Origin of the sequence: Frigoribacterium sp. Leaf8 (assembly GCF_001421165.1) — a bacterium.
Classification (GTDB): domain Bacteria; phylum Actinomycetota; class Actinomycetes; order Actinomycetales; family Microbacteriaceae; genus Frigoribacterium.
The window spans coordinates 372,016-385,074 of record NZ_LMKB01000006.1 but is presented as its reverse complement, the minus strand read 5'-3'; the positions used below and the strand labels follow the sequence as shown (position 1 = coordinate 385,074).

The window sequence follows — 13,059 nt, the reverse complement described above, 5'->3', positions numbered from 1 at the left end:
CGCGCCTCCTGGGGTCCGACGGGCGTCAGCCCGCGGCGACCTGCTGGTCGCGCTTCGGCAGCACCCAGCCCGGACGGACGAAGTGGCAGGTGTAGCCGTAGGGGTCCTTCTCGAGGTAGTCCTGGTGCTCTTCTTCGGCCTCCCAGAAGTCGCCGGCCGGGGTGACCTCGGTGACCACCTTGCCGGGCCAGAGGCCGGACGCGTCGACGTCGGCGATGGTGTCGAGGGCCGTCGCGCGCTGCTCGTCGTCCGCGTAGAAGATCGCCGAGCGGTAGCTGTCGCCGACGTCGTTGCCCTGGCGGTCCTTCGTCGACGGGTCGTGGATCTGGAAGAAGAACTCGAGGATCTCGCGGTACGAGGTCAGACCCGGGTCGAACACGATCTCGACGGCCTCGGCGTGGCCGCGGTGGTTGCGGTACGTCGCGTTCGGCACGCTGCCGCCCGAGTAGCCGACGCGGGTCGAGACGATGCCCGGTCGGCGGCGGAGCAGCTGCTGGGCGCCCCAGAAGCAGCCGCCGGCGAGGATCGCGGTCTCGGTCGTGCCGCTGGGGGCAGGGGTGGATTCGGGGGAGAAGAGCGTCATGTAGGCACCGTATCCTTCGGTTTCGAGTGAGGCGTAGGGGACGAAGCGGAGAGCCGCCGAGTTGATGCAGTACCGCAGCCCGCCGGTCGCGGTGGGTCCGTCGCGGAAGACGTGGCCGAGGTGGCTGTCCCCGGCGGTCGAGCGCACCTCGGTGCGCTTGAAGAACAAGCCCTCGCGCTTCTCGACGACGTGTTCGGCGTCGATGGGTCGCGTGAAGCTCGGCCAGCCGGTGCGGCTGTCGAACTTGTCGACCGAGGCGAACAGGGGCTCGCCCGAGACGACGTCGACGTAGATGCCCGCGTCCTTCGAGTCCCAGAACTCGTTGCGGAAGGCGGGTTCGGTGCCACCGCCCTGGGTCACGCGGCGCTGGGTCGAGGTGAGGCGGGCGACCGCCTCGGGGTCTTTCCGGTACTGGTCCGACATGATGCCTCCTGTTCGTCGGCGTCGGTGCGATCGGATGGGTCGGGTGCCCGCCGTCGCCTCGATGCCTCTCACGACAACAACCGGGCGGCGCCGGGTGTTCCGTCGGCCTGCGAGGATCGACGCATGAGCCTGATCCGACTGAACGACGTGACCGTCCGCTTCGACGGCACCCCGGTGGTGCGCGAGGCGTTCTTCCGCCTCGACGAGAAGGAGCGCGTGGGGATCGTCGGTCGCAACGGCAGCGGCAAGTCCACGCTGCTCAAGCTGATGCTCGACCAGGTGCAGCCCGACGAGGGCACGGTCACGCTCGAGCAGGGCGTCCGGGTGGGGTACTTCTCGCAGTTCTCCGAACTCGACGGCACGCAGACCATCGTCGAGGTGCTGACCGGGCTCTTCGCCCACGAGCGGGCGATCGAGGCCGACCTGGCGCAGATCGACGCCGACATCGCCGTGGTCGCGATGGACCCCGACGGCGGGGACGCCCTCGACCAGCTGATCCACCGACAGTCCGAACTGTTCGCCGAGATGGACCGGGTCGACGGCTGGGAGTACCCGCGCCGCATCGACACGGCCCTGAGCGTGCTCGGATTCAGCGACGCGCACCGCACCAGCCCGATCGACGACCTCAGCGGTGGTTGGCGCAACCGGGCGGCCCTCGCGAAGATCGTCCTCGAGGACCCGGACGTGCTGCTGCTCGACGAGCCCACGAACTTCCTCGACGTGGCCGGCGTCGAGTGGCTCGAGTCGTGGTTCCGTGACTTCCACGGCGCGGCCGTGGTCGTCTCGCACGACCGCAGCTTCCTCGACGCGGTCGTCACCCGCATCGTCGAGGTCGAGAACTTCCACCTGCACGACTACCCGGGCGACTTCGCCGAGTACGTCGTGCAGAAGCAGTTCCGGCTGAAAAGCCTCGAGCAGCAGTTCGTGCACGAGTCCGAGCTGCTCGCGTTCGAGGCCGAGGGCATCTCGGACCGCCGCGACGCCGCCAAGGCCGCCAAGCGCCAGGACGGTGGCGACCTGCTCAAGCAGCTCGCCAAGGTCAAGAAGTCGCGGGCCCCCCGCCCCGTCGACCAGATCATCACCGAGATCTACTCGGGCCTGCACGTCAAGGACGTCCTGTGCCGGGTCGACGGTCTCGGCAAGGCCCGCGACGACCGGACGCTCTTCGACGACCTCACGTTCGAGCTGCGGCGCGGCGACCGCCTGGTGATCACGGGGGCGAACGGCAGCGGCAAGAGCACGCTGCTGCGGGTGCTGACGGGGGAAGAACGTGCCGACGCCGGTCGGGCCGCGTGGGCGGGCGGGGTCAAGGTGGTCTCGTACGACCAGGTGCTGGCCGAGCTCGACGACGACGACACCGTCACGCACTCGGTCAACGCGATGCCCGACAGCCTCGCCCTGACCGCGACGCGGAAGTCCGTCGGGCGGTTCCTCGCGATGTTCCAGTTCAGCGAGGCCGAACTCAAGAAGCGCATCGGCGCGCTCTCCGGTGGTCAGCGGGCCCGCGTCGCGATGGCGCAGTGCCTGCTCTCGGGGGCCTCGGTGCTGCTGCTCGACGAGCCCACCAACCACCTCGACGTGCCGAGCGCCCAGGTCATGGAGCGGGCGCTGCAGCACTTCCCCGGGGCGGTCGTCGTGGTCAGCCACGACCGGTTCTTCGCCGACAAGGTCGCCACGCGGCGTCTGGTCTTCGGCGCGGACGCCGACCGTCCCGAGCGCGTGGTCGTCACCGCCGCCTGAGCCGCGGGGCGCGGGGCGCGGTTCGCCGGGCGCGGGGCGCCGGGCGCGGGGCGGGTCGGCGTGCGACCGGGCTCAGCCCTCGGTCGTCAGCTGCCGGACGACCTCGGCGACGCCCGAGACGACGAGCCCGGACGCACCCCCGTCGAGTGCGGCGCGAGCGGCGTCCAAGTCGGACACGATGTGGCCGAGGACCGGCTTGCCGGTGGCCGTCATCGTCGCCCAGGTCGCGGCCGGGGCGGACCAGTCGAGGCCCAGCATGCTCCAGCTGTCGGAGGTCCGGGTGAGCAGCTCGGGGTCGTCCGCCAGCTCGTCGGCGTAGTAGTACCCCCAGGTCGCGCACCCTTCGGAGGCGGCGAGGTCGCCCCACTCGGTCTGCGTGCAGTACCCCTTGCCGACGAGGGTCTGCGCCACCTCGGACGTCCCGAGCTGCATCCACGCGATCTCGAACAGCTCGGGGTAGAAGCGGGCGTCGACGTACTTCGGGTCGACGAACAGGGCGTGTTCGCGGCCGAACTCGCGCACGATGTCGTCGAAGCGGGCGTACGGCTGGTCGGACTGCTCGGGGTCGTTCGTCTCGGCCGCCGAGATGCGGTACTGCTGCACCTCGCTCCACGTGTGGTCGGCGGGGACGAACCCGGTCGTGCCCGAGGTGCGGTCGAGGGTCTCGTCGTGCAGTCCGAACCAGACGCCGTCCGAGGTGCGGGAGAGCGACACCTCGAGCCCGTCCACCCCGGCGGCGACCGACTGCCGGTAGGCGAACATCGACATCTCGGGCCAGTCGCCGGACCCGCCGCGGTGGGCGACGGTGGAGGGTCGAGCCGCCAGGAGGGCGTCGACGGGCCGAGGAGGCGCGGCTCGGGTGACCGGCGCCTCCTCGCTCAGTCGCGCGGAACGCAACCCGAGGGCGACGGCGGCCGTCCCGAGGACGGCGACGCCGCCGACGCCGAGCAGGACCGTTCGACGGGAGAGGCGTGCCAGGGGCTCGGGCGTGCGGGGCATGTGCCCACTATGGGGGGAGACCGGGTGCCGCGCCGACCACCGCCCGCCGGATCACCCGTCGTTCGCCCGGATCAGTCGGCCGCGTACTCGTCGAGTGCGGGCAGCGGGCGACCGTCGTGGTCCCACATCGCCTGGTTCTCCCACGCGTTGCCCGAGGTCGGGTCGTCCGGGTCCCACCCGGCACCGTCGACCGCGGTCCACGCGGGTTCCCACGCGACGACGCCGATTCCGCGGCCGCCCGGGGCCGAGGCCACGACGTCCTGGATCGCACGGAAGTTCGCGGCCTGCCCCTCGGGCGTCGCGGGGTAGCCCGCGACGAGCTGCGACGGGTCGACGACGACGTTCTCCCAGAGGTGGTCGGGGTCGTCCTCGAGCGTCCAGGGGTACGACGTCTCGACGATCAGCACGTCGCGGTCGTAGCGCTCGGACAGCGTCGTGACCGCCTGCTGCATGCCCGACAGTCCGCCGTGCCAGTAGCCGTAGTACGACAGGCCGATCAGGTCGAACGGCACGCCGCGCGAGGTCGCCTCGTCGAACCACCAGGTGAGGCCGTCGACGCCGGCGTTGATGTTGGTCAGGTGCAGCACGACCTGCGTCGTGGGCGAGACCTCCTTCACCGCCGTCGCACCGGCCGTGAGGAACATCGCCAGGTTGCTCCACTGCGCGCCGCTGACGCCGTCGCTCGGGTCGACGTCCCAGGTCTGGCCCAGCGGCCAGACCATGCCGGGGTTGATCTCGTTGCCGACCTGCACGGCGTCCGCCGTGATCCCCTCGGCGGCGAGGGCGTCGAGCACGCTGCGGGTGTGGTCGTGGATCCTCGTGGCGACCTCGGGGGCGCTCAGCCCGAGCCAGGCCCTCGGCATGGTCTGGGCGCCCGGGTCGGTCCACCGGTCGCTGTAGTGGAAGTCCACGAGCAGCTGCATGCCCGCCGCCTTCACCCGCGCCGCCATCGCGACGACGTCGTCCTGGTCGTTGTAGCCGTCGGTCGGGTCCACCCAGACCTTCAGCCGCACCATGTTCGCCCCGTGGTCCGCCAGCTGCGTCACCGGGTCGGTGGGGCGGCCGGCGGCGTCGAGGTAGACGGCTCCGCGATCCTCGTTGCGGGGCAGACCCGACAGGTCGGCACCCCGCACGTCGCGCGTCACCCGCCCGGGCGTGACGGTGACGTCGTCGATGCTCGCCCAGGCACCGGCGGCGCCACTCGTGGTGAACGTCGGAGTGCACTGGCTGTGCGTCACCTCGGCCGAGACCGAGAGGCGCAGCCACCCGTCGTCGGACTCGGTCGAGGGGATCACCGTCGTCGCCGCGGCGTCCTTGCTCGAGCCGGTGCCGCACCCGGTCAGCGACAGCGTGCTCGAGGCCAGGCCGCCACCGCTCTTCACCCAGGCCGAGAAGGTCCACCACCCGGGCATGACCTTCTTGAGCTTCTGGCTGGTCGTGGCCGTGCCGGCCGTCGACAGCACGTGCGTCAGGCGCGTGGCCGAGTCGTGCCCACCCGCCTCGAGCGTCGTGGTGCCCGACCCCTTCGAGACCCAGCCCGTCGCGCCGTGCTCGAAGCCGGGGTCCTGCACGACGACGGGGCGAGGAGCCGGGCCGCCGGGCACCGCGGTCGCGGGGGCGCCCGACAGCAGGCCGGCTCCCAGGGCCGCCGTGGCGAGGGCGGCGCCGACGGCGAGACCGCGCCGGCCCCTCCGGTCGACGGGGGGCCGGGGTGTGGTGGTGGGTCGTGTCATCGCGTCGTCCTCCTTGACGATCGGTGGGGCGGGTGCTGCGGGGGCGGTACGGGGTTCGGGACGGTGGGGCGCAGGAGGCGCGGTGCCGGTCTCGACGCCGGCACCGCGCCTCCTGCGGTCGCCTCGCGGCTCAGCCGCGCGGGCGGCTCACGACGCGGACCGCACCGGCGGGGACGCCCACGCGGCCGTCGACGGCGTCGCCGGTGATCAGCTCGGTGCCCTGACCCACCACGACGTCGGTCGCGGTCTCGGCGTGGTTGACCAGGAAGGTGAAGTCGACGTCGTCCCCGTGGCGCACGACGACCTCGAGCCCCTCGGGGTGGTCCACCGGCAGCGGCACCCCGGCGTCGTCGAGCACCGACCGGACGAGACCCTCGAGGTCGGCCCCGGTCGTGCGCGTCGAGACGTACCAGGCCGAGCCGTCGCCGTGGGCGTGGCGGGTGACCGCCGGACCTCCCGCCGCCGGGCCGTCGACGTAGCTCGCGACCGCCACGGCGCCCTCGAGCACGATGTCGTCGGACCAGCCCGTGCCCGTCGTGCCGTCGTCGAGGGTGACGACCTGGTCGGCGTACAGGGGCAGGAACTCGGGCACCGAGAGGCCGAGCACCTCGCGCAGGGCGCCGGGTGCACCACCGGCGTGGACGGTGTCGTTCTCGTCGACGACGCCCGAGAAGTACGACGCGACGAAGGTGCCGCCCCCGCGGACGAACGCGCCGAGGCCGTCGGTCGTCCGCCGGTCGGCCAGGTACAGCGAGGGGGCGAGCACGAGGTCGTAGCCCGAGAGGTCGTCGTGCGGGTGGCGGAAGTCCACCGTCACGCCGAGGTGCCACAGGGCGGAGTACCAGGCGACGACGCGCTCGCGGTGCTGGAGTTCGACCGACGGCCGCCATTCGAGGTCGTGGGCCCAGAAGGACTCGACGTCCCAGAGGATCGCGACCCGCGCCTCCACCCGGCTGCCGCGCACGGCCGAGAGCCGACCCAGGTCGGCGCCGAAGTGGACGACCTCGCGCCAGGTGCGGGTCGAGGTGCCGGCGTGGGGCAGCATCGCGGAGTGGAACTTCTCGGCGCCGTACCGCGACGCCCGGAACTGGAAGAACAGGATCGCGTCGGCGCCCCGGGCCAGATGGCTCGCGGCGTTCCGGGCGAGCTCGCCGGGGCGCTTGGCGATGTTGCGCGGTTGCCAGTTGACGGCCGAGGTCGAGTGCTCCATCAGCATCCACGGGGCACCGCCGGCGAGCGAACGGGTGAGGTCGGCGTCCATGGCGAGCAGCACGTGGTTGTCGCGGCGCTCGGCCACGAGGTAGTGGTCGTTCGCGACGACGTCGACCTCGCGGGCCCACCTCCAGTAGTCGATGGAGGGGCAGTTGGTGGCCATGAAGTTCGTGGTGACCGGGAGGTGCGGCGCGTGTCGTTTGATCGCGTCGCGTTCGGCGGTGAAGCAGGCCAGCAGGGCGTCGGAGGTGAAGCGGGCGAAGTCGAGGCGCGAGGTCTGGTTGACGACCGTGGCCGAGGTGCGCGGGGCGTCGATCTCGTCCCACTCGCCGTAGGTCTGGCCCCAGAAGCGGGTGCCCCAGGCCTCGTTGAGCGCGTCGAGGGTGACGTACTTCTCCTCAAGCCAGGTGCGGAAGGCGAGCACCGAGTGGGGGCCGTAGTCCTCGCTGATCGGGGCGCCGTACTCGTTGTGGACGTGCCAGAGCACGACCGCGGGGTGGTTCGCGTAGCGCTCGGCCAGCCGCTCGGTGATCGCGAGGGCCGCCCGGCGGTAGTCGGGGCTGCTCGGGCTGACCATGCCGCGGGAGCCGCGGCCCAGGGTGACGCCGTCCCGCGTGACCGGGTGGGAGTCGGGGTAGGCCTTCCAGAACCAGGCCGGCGGGACCGTCGTCGGGGTGGCCAGGTCGACGTCGATGTCGGCGTCGTGCAGCAGGCCCAGGATGTCGTCGAGGAAACCGAAGTCGTACTCGCCCTCGCGGGGTTCGAGCAGGGCCCACGAGAAGATGCCGACGCTGACCAGGTTGACGCCCGCCTGCTTCATCAGGGCGATGTCCTCGAGCCAGACCTCGCGCGGCCACTGTTCGGGGTTGTAGTCGCCGCCGTAGCGCAGGTCGGCTCGGCCGGGCAGCCAGGTCGTGGTGGCCTGGGGCGTGGGTCGGGCGTCGAGCTCGAGTGACATGCGGTGATCTCCTTTGACTGTGTGCGCTCCCAGTTGTAACACACCGGTATCGAGCGGCGAAAGGGCCCGTAACGGTGTTGACAAGCGAAAACCGCTGTGCGTAACTGTAACCGCTCACAGGCACAGCGACGTGGTTCTCCGAAGCACGCGCTGTCCCGCCCCCACCACAGCTCTTGCTTTCCTCAAGGAGGACGAATGCGCAGCTCATTCCGCCGTCTCGGTGTCGCCACGGTCGCGACCGCCGCCCTACTGCTCACCGCCGGGTGCTCCGGCGCCGGGGGAGGCGCGGCCGACGACGGTCCCGTCGAGCTCAGCTACTGGGCCTGGGCCCCGAACCTCGACAAGGTCGTCGACCTCTGGAACCAGGACAACCCCGACATCCAGGTCACCGTCAACAAACAGGACGGCGGAGACCCGGCCATCACCAAGCTGCTCACCGCCATCAAGGCCGGGAGCGGCGCACCGGACCTGATCCAGGCCGAGTACCAGAAGATCCCGACGCTCGTGTCCTCGGACGCGCTCGCCGACATCTCCGACCAGGGTGCCGCCGACCTCGAAGGGGACTTCTCGGAGGGCACCTGGTCGTCGGTCACCCTCGGCGGTGACGGCGTCTACGCCATCCCGCAGGACTCCGGCCCGATGATGGCGTACTACCGCACCGACGTCCTCGACCAGTACGGCCTGAGCGTCCCCACCACGTGGGACGAGTACGCCGACGTCGCCACCAAGCTCCACGCCGCGGACCCGACGAAGTACCTCGGCACCTTCTCGGCCAACGACGCCGGCTGGTTCGCCGGCCTCACGCAGCAGGCCGGTGCCTCGTGGTGGTCGATCGACGGCGACAGCTGGGGCGTCGACATCGAGGGCGGCCCGACGGAGAAGGTCGCCTCGTACTGGGGCGGGCTCGTCGAGAGCGGAGCGATCGACAACAAGCCGATGTACACGCCCGAGTGGAACGCCGGTCTGAACGACGGCAGCCAGGTCGGCTGGATCAGCTCGGTCTGGGCGCCGGGCGTGCTGGGCGGCAACGCCCCCGACACCGCCGGCAAGTGGACCGCGTCCCCGATGCCGCAGTGGGACGCCTCGAAGCCGGCGGACGGCAACTGGGGCGGCTCGACCACGGCCGTCACGACCCAGTCCGAGCACAAGGAGGCGGCGGTCGAGTTCGCGACGTGGCTCAACACCGACCCCACGGCCGTGGCGGCGCTCGCCGACATCGCCGGCGTCTACCCGGCGGCCACCGACGCCGCGTCGGACGCACTGACCACCAGCCCCGAGTTCTTCAGCCAGCAGGACGACTTCTACGACATCGCCGCCGAGGCGTCCGAGTCGGTGCAGCCGTTCACCTACGGCCCGAACGTCAACGTGGCCTTCAGCGCCTACAACGACGAGTTCGCCAAGGCGGCCGACGCCAAGACGCAGGCGGCCTTCGAGGACGCGGTCACGGCCATGCAGAAGATCACCGTCGACGACCTGACCAAGAGCGGCTTCTCGGTCAAGTAGCGACATCGGGCGGGGCGGCCGGGGTCGCCCCGCCCGCCCCGTCACCCCTCCGTCACACCCGTCTCGACCCAAGGACACGGCATGGCCGACACCCTCACCCCCCTCAGCCCGCGAACCGACGGGGCCGGCCCTCCGCCGTCGTCGGCCGGCCGCGAGGCACCCCGCCCGGCGACCCGCAAGGGCAACGGCAGCTTCCGCACGCGGGTGCTGACCCCCTACGCCATGCTGGCCCCCGGCATCGTGCTGTTCGTGCTGTTCATGGCGGCGCCGATCGTCTACACGCTGTTCCTCAGCTTCCAGAAGAAACAGGTCGTCGGCCTGGGGCTCGGCTCGGGCGGCGAGAGCCAGGTGTTCGCCGGGTTCGAGAACTACGTCGGTTCGCTGACCGACCCCGAGTTCGCCTCCAGCGTCGGTCGCGTCCTGCTCTACGGCGTCGTGCTGATCCCGTGCATGCTCGGCCTCGCGCTGCTCTTCGCCCTGCTGCTCGACTCGAAGCGCACGCGGGCCACCGCCTTCTCGCGGGTCTCCATCTTCCTGCCCTACGCGGTGCCCGCCGTGATCAGCTCGCTGCTCTGGGGCTTCCTCTACCTCCCGGCCGTGAGCCCCTTCTACTACGTGTTCGACCGGCTCGGCTGGGACGTCGACGGGGTGCTCGGCTCGGGAACCGTGCTGTTCGCGATCGCGAACATCGCCCTCTGGGGCGGTGTCGGCTTCAACATGATCGTCATCTACACCTCGCTCAAGGCCGTCCCGACCGACGTCTACGAGGCCGCCCGCCTCGACGGTGCCAGCGAGGTGCAGATCGCCCTGCGCATCAAGATCCCCATGGTCACGCCGGCGCTCGTCATGACCGCGCTGTTCTCGATGGTGGCCACCCTGCAGGTGTTCGCCGAGCCGACCACCCTCCGTCCGCTCACGAACAGCCTGTCGACCAGCTGGTCGCCGCTCATGCTCGTCTACCGCGACGCCTTCACCCGCGACGACATCTACTCGGCGGCGGCGACCTCGGTCGTCATCGCGCTCGCCACCTTCATCGTCAGCTTCTTCTTCCTCCGGGTCGTCCAGAAGCGCGCATTCGGCCAGGAGGACTGACCATGACCACCATCGACCTCGACGGCTCCCGAGACGCCACGGCCCCGGTGCCCGGCCCGACCCGCGCCTCCTCGACGGGCCGCCGCCCCTCGGGCAGGGTGCCGCGCGACCCGTCCGCCCCGCGCCTGCACGCCGAACGGCCGAGCGTCGTCTCGACGGTGCTGCTGCTGATCGGCGCCGTCTACTGCCTGTTCCCGGTGCTCTGGGTCGTCATGGCCTCGACCAAGGACGGCGGCGAGCTCTTCTCGACCTTCACCCTGGCGCCGAGCGGTCACCTGCTCGACAACGTCGTCGCCCTGACGCAGTACCGCGACGGGCTGTTCTGGCGATGGATGCTCAACACGGCCCTCTACGCCGGCATCGGCGCGATCGCCTCGACCTTCGTCTCGGCGCTCTCGGGCTACGTCCTCGCGAAATTCGAGTTCCCGGGCAAGAAGGTCGTCTTCAACGTGCTGCTGATGGGCGTGCTCGTGCCCGGCGTCATCCTGGCGATCCCGCAGTACTTCCTGCTCGCGAACGTCGGCCTGACCAACACCTTCTGGGGCGTGCTGCTGCCGCAGATCATCAGCCCCTACGGCATCTACCTCGCCCGCATCTACGCCGCGGCCGCCGTGCCCACCGACGTGATCGAGGCCGCGCGCACCGAGGGGGCCCGCGAGATGGGCATCTTCTCGAGGATCGCCGTGCCGATGCTGCTGCCCGGGCTCGTGACGATCTTCCTGTTCCAGTTCGTCGCCATCTGGAACAACTTCATGCTGCCGTACATCATGCTCGGCGACGACTCGCTGTTCCCCCTCACGGTGGGACTCAACGGGCTGCTCAACCAGGGGGCCTCGGCGCCGGCGTTGTACACGCTCGTCATCACGGGTGCCCTGCTCTCGGTCATCCCGCTGATCGCGATCTTCCTCGTGCTGCAGCGGTTCTGGAAGGTCGACCTCGCGGCCGGCGCGGTCAAGTAGTGCGGCCTCGACGACCGGTCGTGCCGGCGGGGCGGAGCGCGCCGTCGGTCCGGCGGTCGCCGCACCCTATGCTGGCCGCGTGAGCAGCACGACCGGCCGCGGCCGACCGACCATCGACGACGTCGCGACCGCCGCCGGCGTCTCGCGGGGCACGGTGTCACGGGCCCTGAACGGCGGCCGGTGGGTCAGCCCCGAGGCCAAGACCGCGGTCGACGCCGCCATCAAGGCCACCGGGTACCGCGTCAACCCGCACGCGCGCAGCCTCGCGACCAACCGCACCGGCTCGGTCGCCTTCCTGCTCACCGAAGACCACGAACAGCTCTTCGAGGACCCGAACTTCTCCATCCTGCTGAGGGGGGCGGCCTCGGCGCTCGCCGAGCGCGACGTCTCGCTCGTGCTGATCATGGCCGGGTCGCCTGCCGAACAGCAGCGGGCGTTGGCCTACATCGGGGCCGGGCACGTCGACGGCGTCCTGCTCGTCTCGGCGCACAGCGGCGGAAGGCTGCTCGCCGACGTGGTCGAGTCGGGGGTCCCCGCGATCGCCTGCGGCATCCCGATCGGCCACGAGAAGAAGATGGGGTGGGTGGCCGCCGACGACCGCGAGGGCGCGCGCGAGATGGTCGCGTACCTCCGCGGCCTGGGGCGCAGGCACATCGCCACGATCGCCGGCCCCGCCGACACCCCCGGCGGCATCACCCGCCTCGAGGGGTACCGGGCCGAGCTGGGCGACGACGCCGACGACGCGCTCGTGCGCCACGGCGACTACGGGCGTGAGAGCGGCCGCGTCGCGATGCAGTCCCTGCTCGCCGAACGGCCGGACCTCGACGCCGTCTTCGCCGCCAACGACCGCATGGCCGCCGGGGCGATCGACGCCCTGACGGCCGCGGGGCGGCTCGTGCCGGACGACGTCGCGGTCGCGGGCTTCGACGACTCGAGCGTCGCGACCGCGACGTCGCCGGCCCTCACGACCATGCGTCAACCGTTCGACCGCATCAGCAGCGAGATGGTGCGCCTGCTCCTGCAGGTCATCGACGGCGAGAAGCCGGCTGCCATGACGTTGCCGACCGAGCTGGTGGTGCGCGCGTCCGCGTGACGCGACCCGCGCCTCCTGCGGTCCCTCGCCCCGGCGTCCCACCGGGACGCGCGCGTAGGGTCGGCGGCATGACCGATCTCGACGGAGCCGTGGTGCTCGTGGCCGGTGCGTCCGGTGGACTGGGGCAGCGTCTCGCAGCGATGCTCGAAGACGAGGGGGCCGTCGTCGTCCGCGCGGCCCGACGACCCGAGTCGCTCTCCGGCCCCGGCGCCTACCTCGCCGACCTGCGTGACCGGTCGGGAGGCGCGGCGCTGGTCCGGTCGGCGCTCGACGAGCACGGACGCCTCGACGGCGTCGTGGTCGCCGCGGGCGTCGTCGCGTTCGGAGCGGCGAAGGACCTCGACGACGACACGCTCGACGAACTCGTCGAGACGAACGCTCTCGGACCCATCCGTCTGGTGCGTGCCGCGCACGCCGCCCTCGCGGAGTCCGCGGCGGCCGGTCGCGAACCCTTCGTCGTGACGATCAGCGGCGTCGTGTCCGAGGCCGCGACCGTGGGGATGGCCGCCTACTCGGCGTCCAAGGCGGCCCTGGCGTCCTTCGCGTCGGCCGCCGGACGCGAGTACCGGCGAGACGGCATCCGCATGCTCGACGCGCGCCCGGGGCACACCGACACCGGCCTCGCCACGCGGGCGGTCGCCGGGAAGGCGCCGGCGTTCGGCGCGGCCCTCGACCCCGACGCGGTGGCCGAGCGGATCGTGCGGGCGATCGTCGACGGCGAGAAGGACCTGCCGAGCTCGGCGTTCTCGAGCTGACTCCCGACC

General features: G+C 71.5%; 10 protein-coding genes. 6 read left to right on the top strand and 4 right to left on the bottom strand.

Annotation, left to right across the window (positions count from 1 at the left end; translation table 11 throughout):
- Positions 1–25 precede the first annotated feature (25 nt).
- Positions 26–1,006 carry a bifunctional methionine sulfoxide reductase B/A protein gene (locus ASL10_RS15680; protein ID WP_082460582.1) on the bottom strand — a complete coding sequence of 327 codons (981 nt, stop codon included), beginning with the start codon at positions 1,004–1,006 and terminating at the stop codon, positions 26–28.
- Between the two features lie 123 nt (positions 1,007–1,129).
- Between ASL10_RS15680 and ASL10_RS13305 the strand changes: the two genes are divergently transcribed.
- A complete protein-coding gene (locus tag ASL10_RS13305) occupies positions 1,130–2,746 on the top strand; it encodes an ABC-F family ATP-binding cassette domain-containing protein (protein WP_056048756.1) in 1,617 nt (538 codons plus the stop codon).
- Positions 2,747–2,818: 72 nt separating this feature from the next.
- On the opposite strand, the gene ASL10_RS13300 is transcribed toward ASL10_RS13305, so the two are convergent.
- From ASL10_RS13300 to ASL10_RS13290, 3 genes are all read right to left on the bottom strand, one after another.
- A complete protein-coding gene (locus ASL10_RS13300) occupies positions 2,819–3,745 on the bottom strand; it encodes a glycerophosphodiester phosphodiesterase family protein (RefSeq protein ID WP_056048753.1) in 927 nt (308 codons plus the stop codon).
- 71 nt (positions 3,746–3,816) lie between these two features.
- Positions 3,817–5,478: a glycosyl hydrolase 53 family protein gene (locus ASL10_RS13295; protein WP_082460581.1), complete on the bottom strand. Its 1,662-nt coding sequence runs from the start codon at positions 5,476–5,478 to the stop codon at positions 3,817–3,819.
- 130 nt (positions 5,479–5,608) lie between these two features.
- On the bottom strand, positions 5,609–7,648 hold the full coding sequence (locus tag ASL10_RS13290) for a beta-galactosidase (protein ID WP_056048750.1): 2,040 nt from the start codon (positions 7,646–7,648) through the stop codon (positions 5,609–5,611).
- A gap of 195 nt (positions 7,649–7,843) precedes the next feature.
- On the opposite strand from ASL10_RS13290, the gene ASL10_RS13285 reads away from it, so the two are divergent.
- The 5 genes from ASL10_RS13285 to ASL10_RS13265 all read left to right on the top strand — a co-directional run bounded on the left by ASL10_RS13285 (position 7,844) and on the right by ASL10_RS13265 (position 13,050).
- The gene (locus ASL10_RS13285) at positions 7,844–9,151 is read left to right on the top strand and encodes an ABC transporter substrate-binding protein (protein ID WP_056048747.1); all 1,308 of its coding nucleotides are present in this window, start codon (positions 7,844–7,846) and stop codon (positions 9,149–9,151) included.
- 81 nt (positions 9,152–9,232) lie between these two features.
- Complete coding sequence (locus ASL10_RS13280; protein ID WP_082460580.1) at positions 9,233–10,243, top strand: carbohydrate ABC transporter permease; 1,011 nt, start codon at positions 9,233–9,235, stop codon at positions 10,241–10,243.
- A 2-nt stretch (positions 10,244–10,245) separates the two neighbouring features.
- The gene (locus ASL10_RS13275; RefSeq protein ID WP_082460579.1) at positions 10,246–11,202 is read left to right on the top strand and encodes a carbohydrate ABC transporter permease; all 957 of its coding nucleotides are present in this window, start codon (positions 10,246–10,248) and stop codon (positions 11,200–11,202) included.
- A 79-nt stretch (positions 11,203–11,281) separates the two neighbouring features.
- Positions 11,282–12,295: a LacI family DNA-binding transcriptional regulator gene (locus ASL10_RS13270; protein ID WP_056048744.1), complete on the top strand. Its 1,014-nt coding sequence runs from the start codon at positions 11,282–11,284 to the stop codon at positions 12,293–12,295.
- 68 nt (positions 12,296–12,363) lie between these two features.
- Positions 12,364–13,050 (top strand): SDR family NAD(P)-dependent oxidoreductase, encoded by a 687-nt coding sequence (locus ASL10_RS13265; protein ID WP_082460578.1) that lies wholly within the window; start codon positions 12,364–12,366, stop codon positions 13,048–13,050.
- Positions 13,051–13,059: the final 9 nt, after the last annotated feature.